This is a genomic window from Herpetosiphon giganteus (assembly GCF_016907925.1).
GTDB lineage: Bacteria > Chloroflexota > Chloroflexia > Chloroflexales > Herpetosiphonaceae > Herpetosiphon > Herpetosiphon giganteus.
In genome coordinates this window covers 120,227-144,810 of the sequence record NZ_JAFBCZ010000009.1, presented here as the reverse complement: position 1 = coordinate 144,810, position 24,584 = coordinate 120,227, and the positions used below count along the sequence as shown (strand labels likewise).

The 24,584-nt window shown below is 49.0% G+C and carries 19 protein-coding genes and 1 pseudogene; 15 read left to right on the top strand and 5 right to left on the bottom strand.

All coding sequences use genetic code 11. From position 1 onward, the window contains the following. Positions 1 to 66 precede the first annotated feature (66 nt). Entirely contained in the window at positions 67 to 882 is an 816-nt protein-coding gene (locus tag JOD20_RS10420; RefSeq protein ID WP_204755213.1) for a menaquinone biosynthetic enzyme MqnA/MqnD family protein, read from the top strand. A gap of 347 nt (positions 883 to 1,229) precedes the next feature. Here the strand turns inward: JOD20_RS10420 and JOD20_RS10415 are convergent, their stop codons facing one another. Further along, complete coding sequence (locus tag JOD20_RS10415) at positions 1,230 to 4,292, bottom strand: GAF domain-containing protein (protein ID WP_204755212.1); 3,063 nt, start codon at positions 4,290 to 4,292, stop codon at positions 1,230 to 1,232. Positions 4,293 to 4,422: 130 nt separating this feature from the next. On the opposite strand from JOD20_RS10415, the gene JOD20_RS10410 reads away from it, so the two are divergent. From JOD20_RS10410 to JOD20_RS10385, 6 genes are all read left to right on the top strand, one after another. Further along, positions 4,423 to 4,752: a glutaredoxin domain-containing protein gene (locus JOD20_RS10410; protein WP_204755211.1), complete on the top strand. Its 330-nt coding sequence runs from the start codon at positions 4,423 to 4,425 to the stop codon at positions 4,750 to 4,752. A gap of 102 nt (positions 4,753 to 4,854) precedes the next feature. Next, positions 4,855 to 6,171 carry an NB-ARC domain-containing protein gene (locus JOD20_RS10405; RefSeq protein ID WP_204755210.1) on the top strand — a complete coding sequence of 439 codons (1,317 nt, stop codon included), beginning with the start codon at positions 4,855 to 4,857 and terminating at the stop codon, positions 6,169 to 6,171. Further along, positions 6,168 to 8,720 carry an NB-ARC domain-containing protein gene (locus JOD20_RS10400; protein ID WP_204755209.1) on the top strand — a complete coding sequence of 851 codons (2,553 nt, stop codon included), beginning with the start codon at positions 6,168 to 6,170 and terminating at the stop codon, positions 8,718 to 8,720. The genes JOD20_RS10405 and JOD20_RS10400 overlap by 4 nt, the downstream gene beginning before the upstream one ends. A 67-nt stretch (positions 8,721 to 8,787) precedes the next feature. Further along, on the top strand, positions 8,788 to 9,591 hold the full coding sequence (locus JOD20_RS10395; protein ID WP_204755208.1) for a hypothetical protein: 804 nt from the start codon (positions 8,788 to 8,790) through the stop codon (positions 9,589 to 9,591). Positions 9,592 to 9,649: 58 nt separating this feature from the next. Continuing rightward, positions 9,650 to 10,171: a putative immunity protein gene (locus JOD20_RS10390; protein WP_420828947.1), complete on the top strand. Its 522-nt coding sequence runs from the start codon at positions 9,650 to 9,652 to the stop codon at positions 10,169 to 10,171. 131 nt (positions 10,172 to 10,302) lie between these two features. Continuing rightward, positions 10,303 to 11,424, top strand: coding sequence for an SGNH/GDSL hydrolase family protein (locus tag JOD20_RS10385; protein WP_204755206.1), 1,122 nt, complete (start codon positions 10,303 to 10,305; stop codon positions 11,422 to 11,424). Here JOD20_RS10385 and JOD20_RS10380 read toward each other — a convergent pair. Continuing rightward, complete coding sequence (locus tag JOD20_RS10380; RefSeq protein ID WP_204755205.1) at positions 11,414 to 13,105, bottom strand: protein O-mannosyl-transferase family; 1,692 nt, start codon at positions 13,103 to 13,105, stop codon at positions 11,414 to 11,416. The genes JOD20_RS10385 and JOD20_RS10380 overlap by 11 nt on opposite strands. 178 nt (positions 13,106 to 13,283) lie before the next feature. Beyond that, complete coding sequence (locus tag JOD20_RS10375) at positions 13,284 to 15,935, bottom strand: tetratricopeptide repeat protein (protein ID WP_204755204.1); 2,652 nt, start codon at positions 15,933 to 15,935, stop codon at positions 13,284 to 13,286. A gap of 147 nt (positions 15,936 to 16,082) precedes the next feature. Between JOD20_RS10375 and JOD20_RS10370 the strand changes: the two genes are divergently transcribed. Then, positions 16,083 to 16,937, top strand: coding sequence for a hypothetical protein (locus JOD20_RS10370; RefSeq protein WP_204755203.1), 855 nt, complete (start codon positions 16,083 to 16,085; stop codon positions 16,935 to 16,937). A 308-nt stretch (positions 16,938 to 17,245) separates the two neighbouring features. On the opposite strand, the gene JOD20_RS10365 is transcribed toward JOD20_RS10370, so the two are convergent. After that, positions 17,246 to 19,231: a reprolysin-like metallopeptidase gene (locus JOD20_RS10365; protein WP_204755202.1), complete on the bottom strand. Its 1,986-nt coding sequence runs from the start codon at positions 19,229 to 19,231 to the stop codon at positions 17,246 to 17,248. A gap of 190 nt (positions 19,232 to 19,421) precedes the next feature. Here JOD20_RS10365 and JOD20_RS10360 point away from each other — a divergent pair, with 190 nt between their 5' ends. The 5 genes and pseudogenes from JOD20_RS10360 to JOD20_RS10340 all read left to right on the top strand — a co-directional run bounded on the left by JOD20_RS10360 (position 19,422) and on the right by JOD20_RS10340 (position 22,076). After that, on the top strand, positions 19,422 to 19,772 hold the full coding sequence (locus JOD20_RS10360; RefSeq protein WP_204755201.1) for a hypothetical protein: 351 nt from the start codon (positions 19,422 to 19,424) through the stop codon (positions 19,770 to 19,772). Continuing rightward, a complete protein-coding gene (locus JOD20_RS10355) occupies positions 19,735 to 20,217 on the top strand; it encodes a hypothetical protein (protein ID WP_204755200.1) in 483 nt (160 codons plus the stop codon). Before JOD20_RS10360 ends, JOD20_RS10355 begins: the two co-directional genes overlap by 38 nt. Positions 20,218 to 20,337: 120 nt before the next feature. Beyond that, on the top strand, positions 20,338 to 20,808 hold the full coding sequence (locus JOD20_RS10350) for a hypothetical protein (RefSeq protein ID WP_204755199.1): 471 nt from the start codon (positions 20,338 to 20,340) through the stop codon (positions 20,806 to 20,808). A 190-nt stretch (positions 20,809 to 20,998) separates the two neighbouring features. After that, positions 20,999 to 21,391, top strand: a pseudogene (locus JOD20_RS10345) (lectin OAA family protein); the annotation flags it as partial. Positions 21,392 to 21,608: 217 nt separating this feature from the next. Beyond that, positions 21,609 to 22,076: a hypothetical protein gene (locus JOD20_RS10340; RefSeq protein ID WP_204755197.1), complete on the top strand. Its 468-nt coding sequence runs from the start codon at positions 21,609 to 21,611 to the stop codon at positions 22,074 to 22,076. Positions 22,077 to 22,128: 52 nt separating this feature from the next. Here JOD20_RS10340 and JOD20_RS10335 read toward each other — a convergent pair whose 3' ends face one another. After that, on the bottom strand, positions 22,129 to 23,061 hold the full coding sequence (locus tag JOD20_RS10335; protein WP_204755196.1) for an aldo/keto reductase: 933 nt from the start codon (positions 23,059 to 23,061) through the stop codon (positions 22,129 to 22,131). Between the two features lie 123 nt (positions 23,062 to 23,184). Between JOD20_RS10335 and JOD20_RS10330 the strand changes: the two genes are divergently transcribed. Both JOD20_RS10330 and JOD20_RS10325 read left to right on the top strand, forming a co-directional pair. Then, positions 23,185 to 23,682 (top strand): pyridoxamine 5'-phosphate oxidase family protein, encoded by a 498-nt coding sequence (locus JOD20_RS10330; protein ID WP_204755195.1) that lies wholly within the window; start codon positions 23,185 to 23,187, stop codon positions 23,680 to 23,682. 331 nt (positions 23,683 to 24,013) lie between these two features. Next, positions 24,014 to 24,562, top strand: a complete 549-nt coding sequence (locus JOD20_RS10325) for a hypothetical protein (RefSeq protein ID WP_204755194.1) — start codon at positions 24,014 to 24,016, stop codon at positions 24,560 to 24,562. Positions 24,563 to 24,584 lie beyond the last annotated feature (22 nt).

The window sequence follows — 24,584 nt, the reverse complement described above, 5'->3', positions numbered from 1 at the left end:
TTGGGCTGTTGCTTGAAACGTTGCGTATCGCGTGAGTCGCCTAGCGTACTCACGCTTTTAAATTATATGCTTGGTGTAATCGATTATCTCAATACCCAACCGATGGATTATGGCATTACCGAGCGCTTGCCGCATGTGCCTGTCCAACGCGGCGTACCAACGGCGATCAACGCGGCAGTTTTGCGCGGCGAGGTTGCTGTTGCGCCAATGTCGGTCTATGAATGGGCCTTGAATGCAGATAAATTGTTGGTCGTACGCGATTTTTCAATTGCTACGATTGGCGCGGTCAATAGTGTGAATCTGTTTTCGTGGGCGGCTGATCCGCGCCAGCTTGATGGGCAGCCAGTTGCTTTAACTACGGATTCAGCAACCAGCATTAATTTGCTCAAGGTGCTGTGCGAGCGTCACTATCGGATTCAGCCTGAATGGCGTTCGATGGCCCCAAATCTTGATGCAATGTTGGCTGAATGCCAAGGTTCGTTGATGATTGGTGATAAAGCCTTGGTCGAAGCAACGGCGCGTCGTCATTTGGGCGAACGTGGGTTGCCCTACTTCTTTGATCTTGGCGATGAATGGCTGAAACTGAGCGGCTTGCCGTTTGTGTTTGCGGTTTGGGTTGTGCGGCGCGATCAAGCTGAGGCTGTGCGTGATGCTGGGATTGTGCCAGCGTTGCGAGCTGCTAAGGCCGAAAATTTGACCCGCATCGATGAACTTGCTCAGTTTTATGCGCCACGAATTAATATCTCGCCTGGGGTTTGTGCCAAATATCTGCGCGATTTGCGCTACCACTTAACGTCGGTTGATTTGGAGGGCTTGCACACCTTTTTGCGCTATGCAGTGCCCAGTTTTCAGCCAAGCCAATTGGAGTGGTTTAGCGAATAGGTGATTAAAACATCGCGATAACCAATGATTCGCCACCCTTCCGTCCCGCCGCCGGCGGGAGACGCAGGGGGTTTTCAGCCCCCTGCACCCCCAAATATTCGTCTGCTGGATTGTTGTTGTGTTTCTGTAACTCAATCCTTCGTGTTCTTCGCGTTCTTCAATGTATCTACACAGCGCACGAAGGCTTATTTTTAGCCACGAATTGCACAAATTCCACGAAAGAGACGTTTTTTAGCCACAGATTGACGCAGATTTGGATGATTATGATCGTGCCAGCTAATCGCCACCAGCCCAATCCCTGATCCCTAGACCCTGACCCCTGCCCTACTTCTATGTTCTATGCTCTTTTATTCAGCTTTGCGCACGCTGTAGATTGTTTGCAGTTCGCGTTTGCCTTTGAGTTGGACTGGCTCTAGTTGCTCCAGTTGGGCTTGATGCTGCTGTAAACGTTGCGCCAACGGCTGGGTGATGATAATTTGGCCAGCCTCGGCAATCGCCACCAAACGACTGGCTGTATTAACCACATCGCCAATCACGGTGTAATCCATGCGTTGGGCCGAGCCAATATTGCCAACGACCGCCCGCCCACAGCTCATGCCAATGCCCAAGCCAATCGGATAGCCAAAGCTTGCTTGCCATTCTCGTTGCAAACTGGCAAAGGTTTGCTGCATATCGATTGCGGCGTTGATTGCGCGCTCTGGATCATTGGGCAATGCTCGCACCGAGCCAAATACTGCCATCAAGCCATCGCCGAGAAACTTATCGATAATTGCATCATAGCGATACAGCACCGCTGTCATTTCATCGAAAAAGCGATTGAGAATTTGCTTAACCACCACTTGCGGCGCGAGATTTTCGCTGAGCGCCGTAAAGCCGCGTAAATCGGCAAATAACACCACGATGTCGCGCTCGCTTGGCTCGCCAAAACCACCTTCGCTCAACAATTGCTCAACCAGCGGCGGAGCCATGTAGCGTTGCAAATCGGCGCGCAAGCGTTCGAGGCGTTGAGCTTGGAGTTGCTGGTTTTCCAAGGCTTGGGCAAATAAGGTGGCGAGAGTTTGCAGCAAATTGTTTTCATTCGAGCGCCAGATATAATGATCATCAGCAGGCTTAATCAACAACAGGCCCTGTAAGCGTTCAGCGCTGTACAACTGGGCAATCACGACCATGTTAATTTCTGCTTGACGTAATGCGTGGCCCAATGCCGAATCGTGCTGCTGCTTAAACAACTGGACGCGACTTTCGTCGAGGCTGGCCAAAAGTTCGGGCAAGGCTGGCAGTTGCTCAAGCCATGGCAGCGGGTAGGCAATGCTCTTGGTGATCTGACACTGATCATGATCGATTAACAGCAGCATACTTTGGGGAGCCTGAAAAATCGCCGCAACCTGCTGCATAATCTCATGAAATGGCGGCTCGCTGCTGGCGCTGGTCAATTGCAGGGCAATTTCATTAACTTGGTTGAGTTGTTGAATATATTCTTGTTCGCGCAAAAAGAGCTTAGCGTTATCCAAGCCCACAGTCAGTTGCACCGCAACCGCGCCTAAAATCGATTGCGTCAGGCCATCCAAGGCACTGAGATCGCTATGCCCAACGACTAAGAGGCCTTGAATGCCCTCGTGGGTATGCAATGGCACAATCAACTCGGCCACAATTTGCGGCTCGGCCCATTGATAATCCAAGCAAAACTGCGTGACATCGCTGCTAAGCCAGCTTTGATAGTGTTCTAAGGCTTCTAAAATATAGGGTTCGATGGTTAAATATTGGTTGTATGGATTGTGAGCAAAATTATGGGTGCCAGCCCGCAGCATAAATTGGTTTTGCTGCTTGAGCAAAATTGCGACACTATTGAAGCCAAAACTGTGGCGCACTAACGAAGTTACTAAGCGCAGCAATTGATCTGGGGTCATCAATTCGGCAAAATTACGGCCTAGCTCAACCAACAATTGCAATTGGTTGGCCCGCGTATGTTCGCGCGCGAACAGTCGATTGTTGTTGACGGCGGTTGTGCCATGGTTGGCAAAGACTTCGAGTGCTTGAATGGTAGCCAAATCGGGCGTGATCAAATTATTCGGCAGATCGACGATCATCAAGCCAAGCAATTGTTGCGGGCTGCCCAATGGCACAAATAAATAATCTGCTTGGCGAATGCCAGTTGCGCCAAATGGCAGATGGTTGGTTTCTTCGTCGTCGAGCGTATAGCCCGATGGCACAAAATAGGAGCGACTCATCCGAAAGCGCTCACGCAGTAGTGGTATGATGCTTTGCTGAATCTTTTCATTGGTCCAAAGTTGCTGAATTTGCTCGCGCTGAACGCCAGCTACGCCTTGGGCCGACTCAACATCATCAATCTCAAAAACGTGAATAATAACTTGGCGAAAGCCCAACGAGCGATGAATTGCTTGGGCCAGCTCGTTCAAAACCTCGTGCAGCGGCAAATTGAGGCTTAAGCGTTCGCCGACATTCAGCAATTCTTCGAGCATTTGCGAGCGGCGTTCGAGCAGGCCTTTTTGTTGAACCGTGGTTTGAAACAGTTGGGCATGGGTAAAGGCGGTGACGCTTTGATTACCAATATTTTGAGCTAATTCGAGCTGATCTTGGGTAAAATAATTAATTCGGGTATGCGCCGCTGTTATGACCCCAATTACAATGCCTTGGTGAATCAATGGCACTGAAAGAATCGAGCGCGTGGTATCAATCCGACGATCCATCGAGATCCAGCGTGGGTCGCGGGCTGTATCGCTGATGATTAATGGCTTCATGGCCCGCATCACCCAGCCTGCTACGCCATCGCGAATCACCCGTTGAATGCTTGCGGTATTGAGGGTTTCTTTGACTGATGAGGCATAAAATGGCGTGTTATGATCATTAACTAAAATGATTGAGGTGCGGATTGCGCCCAAGGCATTGGCTAGTTGCAGCACCAAATCGCGTAAAATACTGTTAATATCGAGCGAACTGTTGAGGGTTTGGCTAATCGCATACAGAATATGCATTTGACGGGTGGATTCTTCGAGGCCGCGACGATTTTTTTGCAGCCGCATCATCACTCGTAAGCGCGCCAACAGCTCGGATAGCTCGATTGGCTTGACCAAAATATCGTCGGCTCCTGCATCGAGGGCAGCAACTTTGGTGCGCAAATCGCCAAGCGCGGTAATTTGAATAATTGGAATAAATGGAATGGCGGGATTACTGCGCAGATGGCGGGTCAGATCAACGCCATTCATGCCAGGCAAGGAAATATCCAACAAAATAATATCGGGCGTAATGACGCGCACAAATTGCAAGGCTTCTTCGCTGCTATTGGTTAACGAAACGCGATAGCCGGCATCACGCAGCAGCAATTGAAACATGCGGCTAATACTGAGGTCGTCTTCGACGATTAACACATGGCCATTGCTTGCATCAGGCATGAAGGTTCTCCACTTGGGTCGCTGCCCTCATTGTACGAGGTGTTCTGGCGTTTGACAATGGTATAAAGCCAAGTACGATCATAGTGCACCATTATTAATCTCTATCCGGCGGTGCATATGGAGGTTTCTTGTGAGTAAACATGTTGTCGTCTATGGTCGAACGAGTTTTTGCCCTGATCTTGCTCGTTCGCAACGTTTTTTAGAAGCCAATCAGGTTGCCTACACCCAAATTAATATCGATCAAGATGACGCTGCTGGTGCGTTGGTCGAGGGCTGGGTTGGCTATCGCAGCGTGCCCACGATTGTGGTTGCCGAAGCTGGCAGTAATTTGCCTTTTGAAGAGCCAGCACCGTTGCCAGCAGGCCGCGAAGCGCGCTCGTTTGATCGTGGTACCGTTATCACCGAACCAAGCGATGAAGCTTTGAGTGGTTTCTTGAAGCGCAACGGTTTGTTGGTCTAAGCGTATAGTGAGGGTGGATGAGAGGCGAAGGTTGGTGTGAGAGCCAACCGATGAGAATGGTTTTAGCTTTGCTCGCTTTGGCAACGATAGGGCAGCCCTGCTATGACCCCACCCGATACTTTAGAATGGACAGCCGAGGTTGTGCATAGCCTCTTAAACTATCCGCAACGCCTCTTGGCGCATCCTGCTTGGTCGCTGTTTATTGCCGAACTTGGCGGTTTGCGCCATTTGCGCCAGCAACTATTAACCTACCCGCTTAAAACCAAAGAATTACGCTTGCTGAATCTGATGATCAGCCAGCCAGAAGCCTCGGTTGAATATTATTGTGATGTGTTGGCGATTCACCCTGCCACGTTTCATCGACAGCAAAATGCGCTTTGTCAGCGGCTCAGTGGCCTATTGCCAGCGCCCAAAATCGAGCTTACTCCTGAGCCAGCACCCTCAATTGGTTTCCAAATGCCCACAACGAGTTTCCTTGGGCGCATGCTCGACCTTGAACGAATTCAATTATTGTTTGATCAAGGCTGCGATTGGATTAGCTTAATCGGCACTATTGGGGTGGGCAAAACTCGTTTGGCCTTGGAAATTAGCCAGCGTGTTGGCCCAATCTTCCGTGATGGCGTTGGCTTGTTGCATATACCCAGTGGAGCCACGCAAGCAACGCTGGCCCACGATTTTTTGGCTCAGCTAGGGCTTGATTCCCCGCACCTAGATGCGCAACAACGCTTGCAAGCCTATTTTAGCTCACGCCATATGTTGCTCATTTTAGACAATCTGAATCAACCTGAGTTGGCTGCTTGGTTATTTGAATGTTTGCAGGCTGCGCCGTTTGTGCGGGTGTTGGCAACCGGCACGCAGCGCTTGCATGTGTCCCAAGAGCGTTTGCATCATGTTGACGGCTTAAGCGCTCTTGTGCCCGCCGATCAATCTGTTGACCTTGGGTCAAATGCTAGCTTACAACTTTTGGGCGAGCGCTTGAGCCATTTTCAGCCGCTCGCGTTGCATGATTCTGCCCACGTTGAGGCCGCAAGCCGCCTTTGCCAGCTCATAGAAGGCCTGCCCTTGGCGCTCGAAGTAGTGGCCAGCCTAAGCATTGACTATGATTTGACGACTTTGGCGGCGCAACTTCAGCCAATTGCTTCGAGCGAGGAGCGCTTGGCGTGGTTAATTAAGCTGCGCTATACGACACTGCAACCAGCGACCCAACAGCTGCTCACAACATTAGCCCGCTTGCCGCGTTGGCTCAACCAGCGTGAACTAGCTGGCTTGCAAGGATTGTCTGCTCAACAGATTCAGGCGGGTTTGCATGAAGCCCAAACCAAGCATCTTTTGGTTAATTGGGCTGTGTGGTATGCCATGCCAAGCTGCATTCAGCACCAAATCGTTAACCTAAGCAGCAGGAAAGATAGCCCGCTATGAATCAAGTATCAGCCGAATGGAACGATGCGATTGTCCATGATCTTTTGCATTATCCCCAGCGTTTATCTCAACACCCCACATGGTCAACCGTGATTGCCGAAGCTGGTGGGTTGCAGCAGCTGCGCCAGCAATTGCTTGAATTTCCGCTCAAATCCAAGCAACGACGGGTGCTTGAGGTTATTTTGGCCCATCCTGAAGCGTCGGTCGTGCGCTATACCGATCTGTTGGCAATCCATCATGCGACGTTTCATCGCCAGCAAAATGCCCTTTGTCACAGCTTAAGCAGTTTTCTGAATACCAATCCGAGGCAGCCTGAACTTATTCCCGCAGCGGTTGAACCTGTTGCGTTTATTCCCACAAGTCTTGTGCGATCATGGACGAGTTTTGTGGGCCGCCAAGCAGATCTTGAGGCGTTGTCGACCTTGCTAACCAACGGAAGCCGCTGGATTAGTTTGGTTGGAACTGGTGGGGTTGGCAAAACTCGCTTGGCGCTTGAGCTGGCGCAGCATTGGCTTGGTCCTAACTGTGATGAAGTGCATGTCTTACGTTTTGCCGATGTGCAACACGTTGAAGATGTTGGCTTGGCCTGTATGCAGCAGTTGCAACTATCGTTTAGTGATGCGCAATCGATCGAGCACGCGATTCAACAGTTTTTTGAAAATCGGCGCAGTTTGCTGATTCTTGATAACTTGGAGCATCTTCCGGCGGCTGGTGAGTGGTTCGCTAGCCTTTTTGCTGAAGTACCACAGCTCCAAGTGCTTGCGACCAGCAGGGTGCGTTTAAATGTGTCGAATGAAGTTATCTACGAAGTCGATGTATTGGCGTATCCTGCTCTTACAGCGAGCATGGAACCCGTCAGCCACTATCCAGCAGTCCAGCTCTGTCTTGATCGGCTAGAAGCGGTGCGATTGATTGATCGCAGCGATCAGCACTTACTAAACCACGTTGGTCAGATTTGCTGCCATGTTGCGGGGTTGCCGCTGGCAATTGAGTTGGTGGCGGCTCGGGCAGCTGAATATTCTCTGGATTCAATTGTGGCGGCAATTCGCAGCGATCTTGGGTTGCTTGCCGAAGGGCCGCTCGATGTGGATGTGCGCCACCAAACGATGGCGGCAACGATTGGCTGGAGTTATCGGTTATTGCCTGCTGAAACCCAAGCAATTTTGCGTCAGTTAAGCGTCTTTCAGGCAGGCTGGAATGTGGCAGCGGCAGCAGCGTTAGTTGGTCTTGACCATGATTTAATGGAAGATCATTTAAGTTTGCTCTTAGATAATCATTTAATTAGTATCCGCAATGATGTTGTTCATCATCCGTATACAATTTTAGAGCCAATTCGCCACTATGCATGGCAATTATTGAGTGCTGAGCAACGCCATACGTTACGTTTACAGCATTGTGATTATTATATTACCTGGGTTACCCCGACGGAGGAATACTTAATTGGCCCTGACCATGCAATGTGGCATCTTTCCACGTTTCAAGCCTATCCAAATATTCAATTAGCCTTGCAGACAGCCAAAGCGGAAGCTGATCCGACGCGCTTCTGGCAATTGTTAGCTGTTTTGTATCGTTTCTGGTGGGGTTTTCACTTTATTGCAGAAGCTCAATCATGGATCGAACCAATTATTCCAAGCTTGTTCAAGATAACCGATAATCCATATTTGCAATGCAGGGTATTATACACAGCTATTTTATTCTGTTCGAAAAATAGACCAGATTATTCGCAGCTAGCGATAATTCATTATCTGATTGATTTGACTCAAAAGCATGGATTTCATACCCTTGAAGCGAAAACTAAAAACTTTTATGCATTAATATTGATGGAGCAGAATAAATTAAAAGAAGCTGGCGATATGTTCTTAGCGACGGTTACGCTCTATCAGCAGATTGGTGATGAAACTAATGTCTTAGGGCCAATGTTTAATTATGCTAATCTTATGTGGAAATCTAAAAAATTGAATGAATCGTATCTCATGTTTCAGGATTTGGCAGTCAAATTTAAGCAAATGAAATATTACCTTGATTTTACAGCATCGATGAAAAATATATCGTTGATTTATATTTACCAAGAAAAATATTATGAAGCTGAAAAGATTTTAGTTGATTTGATTGCAGAAGAAGAACATATGCAACATATTCCACTCTATCTTGGTGATTATAATCTCTACTTTCGGTTAATCAAAGTATACTTTTTCTTGAAAAATGAACAAGGGATTGATCGCTGTATCAAGATATTATATCCAGTTGCTGTAGAAAATACGGTTTTTATCGAACAAGTATTTTTTACCTGTGAGTCATTGATCTTGGTTGCGATAATTAAGCAATACTACCTGATTGCTTTCGCAATTTATCGGTATTTCTTGAATGTTGTTGAGACTGAAACGTATGCAATGCGTTGGAATGAACGTGAATTTTTGGCCCAAACCAAGATCGTGCTCAGTCATTATTGTGATGATGTTGATTTTGTTGCTGATCCTGATTTTTGCCTAGAAAAGAACGATTTTAACGCGACGATGAATTATTATATTAAGCTCATGTATGGATTTTGATGCGCTTGATCAGGCCTGATCTAGACGAACTTGATAGACATTTTGGCTTGAATAGATGGGACATGCGATGCAACTTACCGAGGATCTTGTCGCAGAATTAATTTTTGCCCCAGAACAGATTGCCAATCAACCGCAACTTGCCCAATTTGTGCAGGCTTGTGGTGGGATTCAACAATGTTATTCGTTGTTGCAAAGCCTGCCTCTCAATGCTGCTGAGCAGCGGTTGTTAAAGCTGGTTTTGGCTCAGCCAGGGGCTTCAGTCGATTTCTATTTGCAACAGTTGCACATCCATAAAGCAACCTTTCATCGTCATCAGCGCAAACTGTTGCATAGTTTGACCTCTGGCATCAATCAAAAACCAGTACTGCAAACGTCACGCTCGTGGTTTGCCCAAATCCAACAAGCCACCCGCTTGCCTGCTGCTCCACCAGTTGATCGGGCTGGGGTGGCGTATCAACGCATGCTGCACTTATTTGAGCAAGGCGTGCGCTTGATCAATGTGGTTGGCGACGATCAGCCAAGCCAACAAGCTTTAGTGTTGAATTTTGCCCAACAGATTGGCGCTAGCTTGAATGATGGTTGTCTATGGCTTGATTTAACTGGCAGCCCGTCGCAAGCACTGAGCCAGCATTTAATGGCAAGCATTCAAGCGCCGACCAAACCAAACCCGGTGGAGTTATTGCAACTATTTCAAGCCCGCCAAGTTTTATTAATTTTAGCTGGCTATCAAACTCATCCTGATGATCCGCTCTGGTTGCGGCGCTTGCTCGAAATTGCCCCGAAGTTGGTTGTGATTTGTACAAGTAGCCAGCGTTTGAAACTGTATGGTGAGTTTCTCGTGCCAATTGGCGTGCCGTCAGCAAGCCCATGATCAAAGCAACGCTTGTTGCGCAGCGAATGCTTTCTATCTGCTGTTCAAGGAGTTAATGATGATTTTGCCGAAGGAGCGCGACCAGCGCCTAATTACAATTCGCCGTGGAGGCACGCTCAGCGACGATGACCATCGACTGCTTGCGCTGTGGGCGGCTGCGTGTGCTGGCCATGTGCTCGAATACTTTGAGCAAGCACAGCCCAACGATCATCGGCCCCACCATGCCTTAGCTCAACTTCAGGCATGGGTGCGCGGCGAGCTTAGTATGAGCGAAGCCCGCGCTGCTGGCGGCCATGCCAATGCTGCTGCGCGTGGTTTGAGCGGGGCGGCGCGCTTTGCTGGCTTTGCGGCAGCGCAGGCGGCCTTAGTTGCCCATGTGGCCGCTCATAATCTTGGTGCTGCGGCCTATGCAATTAAGGCGGTGTGTGCAGCAGCAACCAAGGGCACTGAGGATGAAGCTGGTCGCCAAGAGTGTGCTTGGCAGCATGCCCAACTTCCGGCAACTCTGCGCGCGTTTGTGTTGGACGATCAACGCGCCCGTAATCCAATTTGTTGGGGGGTATTTGCTGTTAATGATTAACCGAGGCATTTAAGCAGATAATATGAACTGCTGTGAACATGCTGCGAATCTGCGCCAAAGTTGCTGTTTTTGGCAATCCTTGTTTGATACAGTGTGCGTAAGATTGAATTGAGCAAAAGCGAGGAACAAGCATGCGACGAACAATGGTGGGTGTATTGGTTGGCATCGTGGCGCTGAGTGGTTCTCTTCAAGCCCAACCGCAGGGCGATACGATTGATCCGGCGGTTGTTGGCTATCCGCAACGGATGGTGGCCTTTGGCGATTCAATTACGCGCGCGTTTCTGGCAGATGGCAACCCAAATAATATTGCCGATCAGCCGCAGTATAGTTGGGCAACTGGCACAAGCCCTGAAGTGAACAGTTTGGCCGAGCGGATTCGCACCGCGACTGGCAATTTAACAGCGACCAATGCTGCTGCTTCTGGCGCAACGATCAACGCCTTGGTTGGCCAAGTTAATGCTGCTAATCCTGCTGATGCCCAATATGCCACGATTTTAATGGGGGCGAACGATGTTTGTTTTGATGAAGAAAGTGATATGACCAGCGTGGCCGATTATCGGGCGCAACTGGTCAGCGGATTAAATCAATTAACGACCAATGAACCAGAAGCCCGCATCTTCATTGCCAGCATTCCCGATGTGTTTAAGGTCTGGCAAACCTTCAAAGATAACCCAGCTGCGCGCGGGATTTGGAACCAATTTGGAGTTTGTCAGGCAATGTTTGCCAACCCCGAATCAACTGCGCCCGCTGATATGGAGCGTCGCCAGCGTGTCCGTCAACGAATTATCGATTTCAATAGCCAATTAAGCGAGGTCTGTAGCGGCTATTTACGCTGTCGCTTTGATCAGAATCTGTTGTTCAATTCAGCAATTTCGCCAACCTTAGTTACCGCCGATTTTTATCACCCGTCGATTGCTGGACAACGGACATTGGCCAGCAACCTTGCCCAAGCTTCGTTTGATTTTACTGATCAAGCAGCGCCCGTCTCAAACGTCACATTTAGCCAAACCCAAGGCGCATGGTTGGCAACCCTCAGCGCGACCGACGATCGTGGCGTGCGTGGCTTAGAATATCGCTTGCCCAGCCAAACAACCTGGACCCGCTATACCCAGCCGATCGCGGTTGCTGACCAAACAACCATTATTGTGCGGGCAGTTGATATTAACGGCAATACTGAAGGTTCACGTGCTTGGAGCGTTCCGGCTGCGGCAACGTATACAGTATTTATGCCTTTTGTAAAGCTTAATCAATAGTAATCTGGCCTAGTTCATAGGTATCGTTCGCTGCATCAAGTAGCATGCGCTGGCCACTGAGATCATACCAACCAACAATAACTTTATAGCGACCTGCTGGCAGTGACGCTGCCAAATCAATCGCTAGTAGGTCGGATTGGGCTTGATCAAGTGGCCAATATTGACTCGCAGGGTTGGTTGGGCTATCAGTTTGGGCTACCAAATTGCCAGCTTGATCGAGCACATGGATAAAGCGAATCAAACTTGGCAAGGGTTGCTTGGTTTGCCAGCGCAGGGCAACCAGCAGTTGGTTTTGGGCATGGCTGGGTAATTCCAGCCCAGTTAATTGAATTCCATTGTGCCAACCAATGTTGAGCTGTTGGCTAAATTGCAGTGGTTTGTTTTCAATCTGCCACCAATCGCCAAGTTTACGATGCTGCAAAGCCAACTCGGGTATCGCTTGCAACGCATAGACTTGGCGGCCTTGGGCCAATTGATCGCGAATACGTTGCTGATCGGCCTGAAAACTAAATTCGAGGTCGGGGCGTTGCTGCTCAACCGCTTGCAGATAGCGCAAACTTTCGATGCTCCAGCCATCGCCAATCACGAGGCTGTGGGCGGCAATTGGCTCGGCCAAGCGCTGGCGGGCAATTTGTTCGATTTGGGCGGTATTGCTGGCTTGAATTTGGGCCAAGTTTTGCCATGCCAGCCATCCGCTCATAGCCAAAGCTCCGACTAAACTCCAGCGTGGCCACGGCAGATACGCCAATCCAAAGCCAATCAGCAAGGCTTGTACAACATACGCGCCAAGCCCAAAAACCGCCAAATCGTCGACGAAATAGGCTAAGCAAAAGCCCAGAATGCTGCAATAACTACCAGCAAGCATGATGGCAATTGGCCGTTGCTGTCGCCAACACTGCCAGAAGCCATAACACGCCAAGCCAAAGCCGAGCCAAGTTAATTGCGGGCCAAAAAGCCCAACTTGCACTGCAACGAACCGCTGCCATGCTTGGTTGGCTGCTCGTTGTGGGTCAAACCACGCGCCACCAGCACTGCCAAGCAGATACTCAGCCAACACCGCCCAACCATTTTGCCAAGCAGGTGCACGCCAAACAATATACAAATAGGGTACAAAACTGATTAATCCCGCTGCGATTGCCAGCAGCATTTGACGTACCGTTGGTCGTCGTTGCCAACAAGCGGCGATCAGCATCCATGGCAGCAAAAAGAGGCTGCTGCGATGATGCCCAAGCATCAAGCCTGCGGCGAACCCAAGCCACCAAAAGCCAACCTGCTGCTGTCGCCAAGCCAGAATCAGCCAGATTGTGCCAAGCTGCAATAACACTGCAAAGGCATAAATTTCGGCATGAGTTGCTTGCTGCCAAAAGGTTGCCGATAGCCCTAAAATGGCTGCACAAGCCCAAGCCCAGCGTTGAGCTAGCCCAAGTTTAAGCGCAATTTGGCCAACGATCGTTAAACTCAGGGCAGCAGCAAAAGCCGAAAAGAGATTAACCCGCCAAGCAACGCTGCCAAATGGCAGGACTTTGCTCCACAACCATGTCACCATACTATACAGTGGATAGCCAGTGCTATGCGCAATCTCAAGGCTTGGGCCAACCCGTTGAAATTCGGCAGTATCGCCGCCACCGAGGCCTGGCAGCAGGGTTATGCTATACAGCAGCAATGCCACTCCAAAGAGCAACAATGCACCAACGTTGCGATCAATCTTTATGGGTTTTGGATTTTGTATCATGGAGTCGTGCCAACTGCTTCTCAGCTACGATTATCAGCGTGGCTTTGGTTGCTGTCAAGCGAGCAGCAGTTGGCGACGACAGAACGCCGCAATCGACCCATCCTTGCGGCGTTCTATGCTTGAAGCACTAGTTGACCATCAGTTGTCCATTGTAGCGTTGTGCCAAGTGTTGAATTCGATCCAGCTCTTTGTTTAAGCCCAATTGTTGATACAAAGCGCTTGCTTGGGTAAGTGCATGCTGTGCGTCAGGATAGCGTTGGGTTGTATAAAAAAGTTTGGTCAGCTCGCGCCAAACTTTGGCTTCCATAAAGCGATCCTGAATCGCTTGGCTAAGTTGGACTGATTGATGTAAATAGCGTTCAGCCATGGCGAATTCTTGTTTGAGGTTGGCAACCCGACCTAGAATATACACCCCAAAGGGCACGTGCGCCGTTTCTTCATAATGCAGCACTTCTTGGGCATAGCGCTCAGCATCATCACACTGATTGAGCGCCACATGGGCATTGGCCAAGGTCATCGTATTCAGCGAAATCCAAAAGCGCGAATTAATCTGCTTGAAGAAGCTATAGGCCTCTTGGGCGATCGTGATTGACTCGTGGGGTTGGTTGATCTCGCCTAAAAAATAGGCCAAATTGCTTTGGTTGCGCGCAGCACGCACATTGTTGCCAATTGATTGATAATAACGAATGGCAAAATTGAAATGCTCAATGGCTTCGGTGCGTTCATTGCGTGCATGCACAATCGCTAAACTCGCATGGGCGCGCGCTTGCAGCGCCTGATCGTTGAGCGTACAGGCATGTTCAAGCGCAGTTTGATAGCCCTCCAAGGCTCGATCGTAGTTGCCTTCCTCGTCGGCAATTTCGCCACTCAACAAGGCAGCAATGAAATGGGTTTTGGCCGCTGCTTGGTGCGCAGCTTCGAAATCGCGCTCATGGTTGAGGTGCATCAAACCACGCTTGACATATAAAATTGCTTCTTGATGATAGTGGTTGGTATCCAAAATCGTAATTGCCCGCTCGTAGCTCTGCATTGCTTGCTCAATTTGACCTTGGGCTTCCCACAAATCACCTTCGAGTTGGTGAATATAGGCACGCAGCGAATCGCTGCCCGTGTGCGAAACGGCGGCTAAGCCAGCTCGGGCTTGATCGTAGCTGCCAATAAAGCGTGCCAACTCTGCTTGACCAATTGCCAAAGTTTGGGCCTCGCGGGCTGGTACTTGATCAAGTGGAATTAATTGCAGCATGCGCAGCATCCGGCCAAAATAGCCAGCCCGAATTTCGCTATGGCGTTGGGGAAACCACCAAACAATTGCCTGGCTATAATCGCCTGCGGCAATCGCATGTTCGGCAGCGAGCGTCCATTGACCAAGCAAGGCATGCACCTGGGCTGCATGTTCATGCAATGGTTGGCGTTGTTCGCTATTTAGCTGTTGCCAATAGTGTTTGCGCAGCAACGGCCACAGCTCCAACGTATCGCGGTAGCCTGCTTGCAGCAATTGATACTGTTCAAGTTGTTGGAGATCGCTGCTTGGCCATAAACTGCGTGGAACCGGTTGCTGAAAACTGGCCAAAATGGTTAATAATTGTTGCGCACTTGGCCCAAGCATGGTGATAATCCGTTCGATCAAGGAGCTAACGCCTGGATGCGCTTCAAGCATGGCGCAAATTGCCGCCAAACTTCGTTCCTGCTGAATCAACACCATCACAATCCGCATTAGATGGGTGTTGCCAGCAATCAGCGCCAGGAATTGCTCCCATGGATAATCTGGTTGAATGGTTGTGGTTGCATCAAACCATGCCCGAAACGCGCTACTTTCCAACGGATCTAGGCTGAGCACTGGTAGATCGTCGCTAAACACGCGATTGCCAATAATCAGCACATGCACATTGGGAATTGCGGCTAAAGCACGCCAAAATGAGTGCAAGGCGCTATGGTGGGCTTGCGGCTGCTTGAGCATAACCTCGCTTTGATCAAGACAAAACAATGCTGGAGTTGCTAGGCTGGCACAATCGCGCCGAATTAAGCCCAACGCCACATTGCTATTGAGTTTGCCGCCCTCAATTGCCAAATGTTGAGCCAAATTATAGGCCCCATGATGCTGTAAGAATGCGCCGATCAAGGGCAAACAGCTTTCAACCTGATCATTCAAATCGGGCAGGAGCGTCAGCCAAAATACTGGCCCTTGCCATGTATTGGCGAGCATTGCAGCACAAGCACTTTTGCCAACGCCCGTTGGCCCAATGATACAAACATGCTGTTCATGCTTGAGCATTGCATGGGCTTCGGCCAGCCATTCAGCGCGGCCATACAATTGAGCTGGCACTGGTGGCCGTTCCAATTGGAGCGCTGGCTGCAAAATGCTCAACAAACAATCAGCAGCCTGATCCAAAATCAAGGGCAAACGATCTTTCATATCGCGATGGAAGGTTGCTTTGGCCAAGCCAAGCTCATCGATTAACACATGCACCGGCAGTTTGTGTTCGTGCAAAAAGCGCCAATAGACTAAGCGCTGGTCACGATTGCCAGCGCGCAATTGTTGCACGATCTCAGCTAAATCGTGAGTTTGATCGGGCCGCACTTGGGTTTCGCCAAGCAAGGCATAGGCAACCACCAATTGAATAATTTGGCCCCGTTGCCGCTCATTCGGATATGCTCCATACAGACCATACCAATGCCCAAGTAAGGCTGGGGTTGCCAACGGTTGGATTGTGCCAATCTCAGCAGGCTGATCAAACTGGTTGAGTACAGTGCGTAAGATTGGATTAAGAATATGCGTCATTCCACACTCCTCGTTAATCGAAAGCAGCCGATGGTTGGCTCGCTGAGCCTCATGTGAGACTTTTTCGCTGCAACATGAGACTTTTTGAGCCATAAAGCCCACTATACTGAAAGCCAAGTGATTCGTTTGTGATTAGGGAGGCTCCAGATGCGACTTATCGTAGTGTTAACAGTTCTAATCAGCCTATTGGGTTCATTTATGCTTAATCAACCCACGCAGGTTAAGGCTAATACGCCACCTCCACCTGCAGGTTGCGGTTTAGCGGGTGTCGATCTTTCAACGCCAAACACGTGGATGGCAGTTTGGGATTTTGAGACGGCGAATGGTTGTTTGGTTGAGCTTGGTACGCCGCAAATTCCAAGCCAAGACCCACCAATTGTCTCAATGACGACCATTGCTTGTACCGTCAATGGCGTTGTCGATTTCAGCCCAGCAGATTATGCGCGCTTTCAAGGCAATGGCTACCTTTCGTGTGATCTCGATTTGCCAAACACCTTGCAGCAGAACTATCCTGATTTCTGGACATATGCTCAAGCTCAATTTAGCACGAATGGCAATCAGCCACTCTTATATCACCCTGATGCACGAATGAGTGTTGACGTAAATGGCTTATACGGCAATTTGCAATGGCAATATCGCCATACCACCGATGCCCTGGAATCGAATACCGTGCGCCGCTTTCGCCTGATTGATGATAATCGGCTGGTGGTTGGCCAATGCTCTAGCTCGGCGCTGAATTGCCCAACCAGCCAAACAGACCCCTATTATGACTATGCAAAAATTCATGGCGACACGACCTATGCCAATTCAAGCCAAACCATGGTCAAGTTTCGCACCAGTGCGACAACGGTGATCATCGGCTATAACCCAGATACCAACGAGTATCTGAATGGAAAGTTGGGCATGATGATTATCGACCCATATGGCAAAGATCCTGAACCAACCGTGATCAATCCTGATCCAACGCCAACCGTTACCCCAACCATGCCCATCCCACAATAAACCGTTTTGATTCAGATGCGAACAGGCCACTAGGAATAATCCTAGTGGCCTTGTGTTTGTTGCGTTTTAGCTGCTATGTGTATTGGTTCATTGGGTTGGCAACCAGCGTATTGCCGCAATCCACCCCCATCGAGGATCGGTTTTCGCTGTCCACCACGCATCCGCAGGTTCATCAATGGATCCGTGGTGGACGCATAGCCCTTGAGGGGGGTTAGGGGGATTAAAGCCCCCTGCGTTTCCCGCTGGCAGGACGGAAGGGTGTAAAAGGGACATGCTGGTTAACGTGATGAACTAGTACAGCTGTGTGCTTAGTTCAGAGTAAAGTTGACGTTTGAAAGATCAAAGAACACATTGTTGGCGCAGCGCACTTTGATCCGCGCTTGAGTCGTTGTCGTATTTGGCATTGTTACTGCTTGGCTGCCATCATTTGGGGTCGAAGCAAGCAAGCTCGTAAAGCTGCTGCCGCCATTGCTGGAGAATAAAATCTCGACATTGGCGCAGCTAACAGGAGCAGCAGTGGTGTTGGCCACATTCCAGGTAATCGTGCGGCTGCTGTTACGCGTCCAAGTAACTGCTGTGTTGGGCGCGGTTACCGTGAAAGGCCCAGCTGCGCTATTAACCGTCACGTTGGCAGTATCAATTGCATAGCTACCGCCGCCAGCCCGATTATCACGCACAATCAATCGGAATGCCAAGGTGCGATTGGTGGTTGGCAACGATTCGCCAATCGTGCTGACGTTGTTCAGAATATCGCTCAATTTAGGGAACGAGCGCTTTGGATTGCTGCTTGGGTTGAAGCTACGGAAGATAGGGCGGCTGCCGTTGTCGGTATTTGGTGGCGCAGCCGTGCCCAAATTATATTGTTCCCAGTTGTAGGTCAGGCTATCGCCGTTGGCATCGCTGCCAGTGCCAGTTAATTCAAATGGCGTGCTGCGCGGAATCGTGTAATCTGCGCCAGCATTGGCGACCGGAGCCGTGTTGCCAGTGTTGGTTGCCGTGCCACAGCTTGAACCGCCGCCTGTAGTAATAAAGGTCGTAATTTCGTTCAAGCTCTTCGAATGGAAGTAGGGATCGCTGTTGGATTGGAGGTTTTCAGCGCCACAAATGCCAGCATAGGCCATAATTGTCGAGCCGCTGCCTGGTTCGTAGGCGGCGCTGCTGGCCCGATTGCCACCACCACAGCTGCCAGTTGTGCCGTTGAAGGTGTGGTTGCCGCCAAATTGGTGGCCAATTTCGTGGGCAACATAATCAATATCAAATGGATCGCCAACCGGAGCCGATGAGCCAGTCACACCTTGAGCTTTGTAGTTGGTTGAACAGACCGAGCCTAACGAGGCAACCCCGCCGCCGCCAGTGCTGAACACGTGGCCAATATCATAATTGGTGTTGCCAATCACATTTTTGATATTGGTTTGGTTTTGGCCGAGCATCGTTCCACCATTATTATTGGTGTAAGGATCGGTGCTGGCATTGGTGTAAATGATGCTGCTGTTGTTAGCAACCAATACCATGCGTACGGCAACTTCGCGCTCATAAACGGCATTAACGCGGTTGACGCTGGTGGTAATTGCTGCCAACGCGCCGCTGACCGTGCCACCATGGAAGGCGGTATATTCGCCAGTTGCGGCCATAGCCAAGCGATAGGTGCGCAATTTATCGCCAACAGCTTTTGGTGCAGCCAAGCCATCGCTGCTCAAGGGCAGATCGATGACATAATCTTCAACTTGGCGTTCAGCCAGTTTCTCGCTGCTTGGCACAAAATTCCGGCTATCGTACACAATGTAGTTTTTGGTATCGCCAGCGCTATAGGGATCGATGAAAATCCGGCCTTGATCGCCCAAGATTAAGCCATGAAAGCCTGCTGGAGTCACATCCAAGCGTCCGCTACGATTCGGTGTATCCACCCCAACGATCAGGTAGGTGCGAATTTCGGGAAACTTCGCCGCAAGTTCAGGCTGCATAACTGGCGATTCGACGACGCGGAATTGCTCAAATTTGCCATCGGGCATGGGCAATTGCAGCGTATACAACGAGTTTGCTACTGCTTGGTCTTGCTCTAATGGCGCTTTGGCCAGATATTGGCTTAAGCCATCCAAATCGAGACCGACAGTGCGATAGATGGTTGGTACAATTTGGCGTGCGCCTTTTTGCACCAGCCGACTTTCTTGCACATCTTGCCAAAAGCCATCGGACGAAGCGGCGGTAGGAGTGACGAGGGTGGCGGCAGCAAAGCTACTCAGCAATGCAACCACCAAGGCTGCAACGATCACCAACGATGAACGTTTTCCGGGCATGCCAAACCTCCTAGAGGTAGAAGTGGATACCTATCTATTATACATTAAAAATATTTAATTAAATTGTGATATTTGTGTATATGGTTAAATTCACGCGCTGTAAAAGCCCATCTGCCGTTGTAACAACGCTGTAACGTGCTGCGGCTAAGCTCTGGTTCATTCAACCGATTGCATAGCGAGGTTTTGGTTTATGTGGCTTGGGCGCTTTTTTGGCTTGGTAATCATCATTGGGATCATTATTATTCTGATTCCTATGGGTGCAATGTTGTTGGTGATTGTTACAATGCTGCCATTCGTCGCTTTTGCAGCTATTTTGTTGCTTTTCTATGGGTGGCCAATTGCTGGGGCTGTGATTAGTTGGCAGAGTATGGGGTTGTTCCATCGATCAGAAAAAAAGCCGCATTATTGGGGTTTAGGCTTGCTGTGCCTTATTTATGGTGTAGGTATCCTCTTGTTAATAATTGATGACCCGTGGTTATCTGGCGATTGGATCTTTTTAGGTAATGGGCTTGGTGTTCTTTTGCGAAGCGGTTTGTATTGAGTGGCGGGTTGCCGAAGTGCGCGCTCGCCGATTAACGATTAATCTGCTGCTTGCGCTTGTGCTGCCAATCAGCGCTAAAACACTGATTGAATATCCTAGGATCAAGGATCAAGATTGTAAATTTCAGGCTGCACTTGATCAAACTGCTGAGAAACTTTTCCAATATTATGCTCAACACGGCAATTATCCCCAATCCTTGGAACTTGACATTGAATTGGATTCGCTAGCATTTAGGGAGCAATGCAAGCAACCATATGGCTGGCGCTATATTGATGTCGATGATTATGCATCTACGGAGTGGGTGTATCAACCTAAGGAAACAAGTTATCGCTTAGGATACTATAGAACGCATTCCATTCTATTTCTTTATTCACGTTACGTCGATCGGGTCTGTTGGTACGACCCAGCCAAAAAGCAGAGCAGTTGTCATTTTGTTTTAAATTAGTGGCTTAAGGCTTAATTGGATCAAATAGGCGCTAAAACTCTTCAACGTTGTAACGGCAGTGTAACGCGCTGCGGCTAAGCTTTGGTTCATTCAACCGATTGCATAGCGAGGTTTAGGTTTATGTGGTTGCAGCGTTTTAGTTCATATTTGGTTGTTTTTGGGTTCGTGATTCTGATATGGCTGGCTGGAGCCTTCTTTTTAACGGTTGGAGCACCGTTTTTATCGTTTGGTTCAGGATTGTTGATAATCTGTGGAGCAATTCTTTGGCTGATTGTGTGTTTTTGGCCAATTATTGGGGCCATGGCTAGTTGGCGGGGATTAGGGCTATTCTATCAGCCAGCAAAAAAGCTGCATCATTGGGGTTTGGGTTTGCTCTGCGTTATTTATGGCATCGCAATCTTCGGCTTCCTGATTAAGAATGTAGAATTGGGCTATTGGATCTTTTTTGGCAATAGTCTTGGGATTATCCTGCGCAGTATCTTCGTTGAATGGCGGGTTGCTGAAGGGCGAGTGCTCCGATTGAGCATCAATCTACTGCTGGCGCTTGGGCTGCCACTCACGGTTACGGGATTTCTTTGGTTTTTAGCGTGAGCAATTGATCAAAATTTAGGTTTAAAACTATTCAGGATTGTTTACTGAGCAGCGTTTAACATGCAGAGCCAGCAATCAACCAAATAACCCTTGATCACAGCTTCTCTTTTGCCTACGATGGTTTGTGGTGGTGCGAGCTGGGTTCTCTTGGTACAACGGTTTAGTTTAGGAGGCCAACCGAATGAGCGCATATTGGGTTGAAAATCAATGGGGCGGCGATGATGCACCCTGGCATCCAGGTGGCACATGGGTGTTGGGCGCACGTGATAACCAGAATGTTGTGGCAATCAATATTTCCTCGGCTGATAATGGCCAAACATTTACTGGAACCATGACCTACAATAACGAAGGCCCAATTGGCTTCCGCGCAAATCGTACCAGTACCAACAACTATGCTGTTGAAAATCAATGGGGTGGCGATGATGCCCCATGGCATCCAGGTGGCACGTGGGTGATCGGTGGGCGTGATAACCAAAATCCGATTAATCTTGATGTTAATTCACAAGATGGCGGCCAAACCCTGAATGGCACAATGGTTTATGCTGGCGAAGGCCCAATTGGTTTTCGTGGCAAACTCCAATAACGCTTAATCTTCGCTTGCCAGCCATGATCAGCTGATCATGGCTGGTTTTTTGTTTTAGGCATATACTCATTGCTATGCCTGTATTGCTTTATGATTGGCGCTAGTAATTCAATTTTTATCTAAGCCTTTGAAATAATTCAGGATTTGCTGCGCTTGAACGTTTTAAGTATGAATCGATTCAATGGACTGTAGAATTTGTGTAGTAAAGGAATGAATAATGGCGACTGAACAACAAATTGATTATGCTTCAATTGCAAAAGCCCAATACGATGCTACGGTTGAATCACTCAAGCAAGCGTTTCCTGATGCTGATAAAAATGCACCAAATCAATTAACCGCAGCTTCAACCTCGACCGCAACTGGGACTTCTACATTTGCCACTGCTTTCATTTATGGTACATGCGAATGTATTTTGACCTTTGATAATAACCAAAAAATTCGCTTCTATGGCACGATGTGGGGCATTGGGCTTGGTGGTGGTACCAGTGCTGGCGGCTATATTGGGGTTCCTATCAACCAATTAGTTGGCGATTGCAGCTTCCAAGTGACGGTTGTTTCTGGGGTTGGCGGCGCGGTAACGATTCAATTCTGGCGCGGCAACGACTACCTTGGCAACTTTACGGGGGCAGCTTTGGCCGTGGCAGCCTCGGTTACTGGCGGCAGCGGTACTTGGACGATGCAATAAGCGTATTTGCTGGTGCGCCACCAACAAAACTGTTGGTGGCGCACGGTGTATTTTAGGCCAGAATTGCTTCGATTTGGGCTTGAACATCGGCGCTTAATTGCACTTCGCCAGCCTTGATATTATCGAGCACATGCTCGGGCTTGGTTGCGCCGGTAATCACCGAGCTAATTTGCGGCAAGCGCAAGACCCACGCCAAGGCCAATTGGCTGGTGGTCAGCTCAAGCTCTTCGGCAATTGCGGTCAATTGGCGAATTTTTTGCAAATTGCTATCGTTGAGTTCGCGATCAAGCCATTTGGTGGTTGCGCCACGGCTGCCCTCGGGCACGCCAGCATTATATTTGCCTGTTAATAACCCTTGGGCAAGCGGACTCCAAACGGTTAAGCCAAGGCCGTGTTGCTCGCAGGTTGGGATGATTGCTGGCTCAATATGGCGATCGAGCATATTGTAGCGGGGCTGCTCAACTTGGGGCAAGTAGCCATTATATTGTTTAGCGATGCTGACCGCTTGCTCAATTTGATCGGCTTCCCAAACGCTTGTGCCCCAATACAGCACCTTGCCAGCTTGAACCAAATCGCTCATTGCGCGCACAGTTTCTTCAAGTGGCGTGTTGGGGTCGAAGCGATGGCAGAAATAAATATCCAAATAATCGGTGCCAAAATGGCGTAAGCTTTTATCGATTGATTCCATAATGTGCTTGCGACTAAGCCCTTGATCGTTGACGTTGCTACTCATGGGCCAAAAAAGCTTGGAAGAAAGCACCAAATCCGAGCGTTTGTAATCGCGAATAACTGCACCAACGACTCTTTCAGCTTCGCCGTAGGCATATGCATCGGCAACATCGATAAAGTTAATGCCATTGTCGATTGCTGCCCGCAAACATTGGGCGGCCATATCGCTTTCGACACTCCCGCCGTAGGTTAACCATGCACCCAACGATACGGCGCTAACCCGCATGCCTGCTTTGCCTAGCCGTCGATATTCCACAGAAGCCTCCTAAGTGAAGATATGCTGAAATTACAATCTGATCATACCACGGATTTATCGTGGCTCTTGGCATAGCTCTTGCCTTGATGAGCTAGTAGAAATTCTAGTTTGGAGGATACTTCAATGGCAGAGCAAACCCCAGTTCAACAAAATATCGCCAAAGTTGCCGAGCAACTTAAAGGCTTTAAAATTGCTATGTTAACCACGGTTGCCCAAAATGATTCATTGCACAGCCGCCCAATGGTCGTGCAAGAAAAAGAATTTGATGGCGATTTGTGGTTTATGACCAGCCGCGATAGTGGCAAGATCGATGAATTAAACAACGATAAACAAGTGAACGTAGCCTTTGTGAATGTTGATGACTCGCGCTATGTCTCAGTCAGTGGCAAAGCCCAATTGGTCGATGATCGGGCCAAAATCAAAGAGTTATGGACTCCATTTGCCAAAGCTTGGTTTAAAGATGAAAACGACCCGAACATTATCCTGATTAAGGTCGAGCCAAGCGTCGTTGAATATTGGGATACGCCAAATAGCACCTTTGTCCAAGTCAAGGGCTTTTTGACAGCGCTGGTGACTGGCGAACGCCCAGATGTTGGCGATCATGGCAAGGTTAGCCTCTAAGCTTTTAGGATTTATCGCTAGATTTAGGCCAGTTGCGCTAAGCGACTGGCCTTTTTTAGTAATTTAGTTCATTGTTAGCAATAGAAGTTTTAGGATCAGATATTGATTCGCCACCCTTCCGTCCCTCCGCTGGAGGGAAACGCAGGGGGTTTTCATCCCCCTGCACCCCCTAATATTTGTTCTGTGGAAAGAATGTAAGTGAGCAATATACCGAAACAACTAATTTAATCTATCTAAACCGCCTCAACTTGACATGTGTGCTTGACATAGAAAATTTGTTCTGGTATAGTCAAAATGGGTGACTGAAGCAACTACGAAATGAGGCATTCTAATGGCAACAATTCTGCAAATACCCTCGCTGCGCGACCAACAAAGCCGTGAAGTTAAGCGTCTGCTCATGAAGCATTTGCGCAGTTTTAGCGATACTTTAGAAGTGAATGATGTTGCCCATGTGCCGCTCTATCAGCAATTAGCCGTCAATATTGTTTGGAAAGTGCGCATTCCTCCATGCTCCAAGCGTAATATTCGGATTGCCTTCTACTACGATGAATATGGCAACGATCAGCAGTTGTTTATTCCAACCTGGCAAGCAGACCCCGACCCTGCCAGCCGTTTGCAAATCACGGCGGCTGAATATTGGTATAGCTATGTGGTTGCGACCAGCAAGGTTTATGTGTTGCCTGTGGCGCAGCTGCGGCCATGGTTCAACCAACACAGCCAGTATTTGCCAGCTCACGAGGTTAAACATCAATTGCCCGACCAACCAGCTTCGATTCAAGCAGTTGGGCGGTTTGTGCCAACTCAACGCTTGCTGCGCGAGCTAGATGAGCTAGAGATTTGGCCACTTAATCGTTTGCAGCCGAGCAAACGGGTTGCGTAGCTCGGCTGCACTGCTTCAATTT

What these genes read in the sequence shown, in the direction of transcription:
- JOD20_RS10420 (WP_204755213.1), top strand. Translation starts at nt 67, where the DNA reads ATGCTTGGTGTAATCGATTATCTCAATACCCAACCGATGGATTATGGC.
- JOD20_RS10415 (WP_204755212.1), bottom strand. Translation starts at nt 4,292, where the DNA reads ATGCCTGATGCAAGCAATGGCCATGTGTTAATCGTCGAAGACGACCTC.
- JOD20_RS10405 (WP_204755210.1), top strand. Translation starts at nt 4,855, where the DNA reads ATGACCCCACCCGATACTTTAGAATGGACAGCCGAGGTTGTGCATAGC.
- JOD20_RS10400 (WP_204755209.1), top strand. Translation starts at nt 6,168, where the DNA reads ATGAATCAAGTATCAGCCGAATGGAACGATGCGATTGTCCATGATCTT.
- JOD20_RS10395 (WP_204755208.1), top strand. Translation starts at nt 8,788, where the DNA reads ATGCAACTTACCGAGGATCTTGTCGCAGAATTAATTTTTGCCCCAGAA.
- JOD20_RS10390 (WP_420828947.1), top strand. Translation starts at nt 9,650, where the DNA reads ATGATTTTGCCGAAGGAGCGCGACCAGCGCCTAATTACAATTCGCCGT.
- JOD20_RS10385 (WP_204755206.1), top strand. Translation starts at nt 10,303, where the DNA reads ATGCGACGAACAATGGTGGGTGTATTGGTTGGCATCGTGGCGCTGAGT.
- JOD20_RS10375 (WP_204755204.1), bottom strand. Translation starts at nt 15,935, where the DNA reads ATGACGCATATTCTTAATCCAATCTTACGCACTGTACTCAACCAGTTT.
- JOD20_RS10370 (WP_204755203.1), top strand. Translation starts at nt 16,083, where the DNA reads ATGCGACTTATCGTAGTGTTAACAGTTCTAATCAGCCTATTGGGTTCA.
- JOD20_RS10365 (WP_204755202.1), bottom strand. Translation starts at nt 19,231, where the DNA reads ATGCCCGGAAAACGTTCATCGTTGGTGATCGTTGCAGCCTTGGTGGTT.
- JOD20_RS10360 (WP_204755201.1), top strand. Translation starts at nt 19,422, where the DNA reads ATGTGGCTTGGGCGCTTTTTTGGCTTGGTAATCATCATTGGGATCATT.
- JOD20_RS10355 (WP_204755200.1), top strand. Translation starts at nt 19,735, where the DNA reads ATGGGCTTGGTGTTCTTTTGCGAAGCGGTTTGTATTGAGTGGCGGGTT.
- JOD20_RS10350 (WP_204755199.1), top strand. Translation starts at nt 20,338, where the DNA reads ATGTGGTTGCAGCGTTTTAGTTCATATTTGGTTGTTTTTGGGTTCGTG.
- JOD20_RS10340 (WP_204755197.1), top strand. Translation starts at nt 21,609, where the DNA reads ATGGCGACTGAACAACAAATTGATTATGCTTCAATTGCAAAAGCCCAA.
- JOD20_RS10330 (WP_204755195.1), top strand. Translation starts at nt 23,185, where the DNA reads ATGGCAGAGCAAACCCCAGTTCAACAAAATATCGCCAAAGTTGCCGAG.
- JOD20_RS10325 (WP_204755194.1), top strand. Translation starts at nt 24,014, where the DNA reads ATGGCAACAATTCTGCAAATACCCTCGCTGCGCGACCAACAAAGCCGT.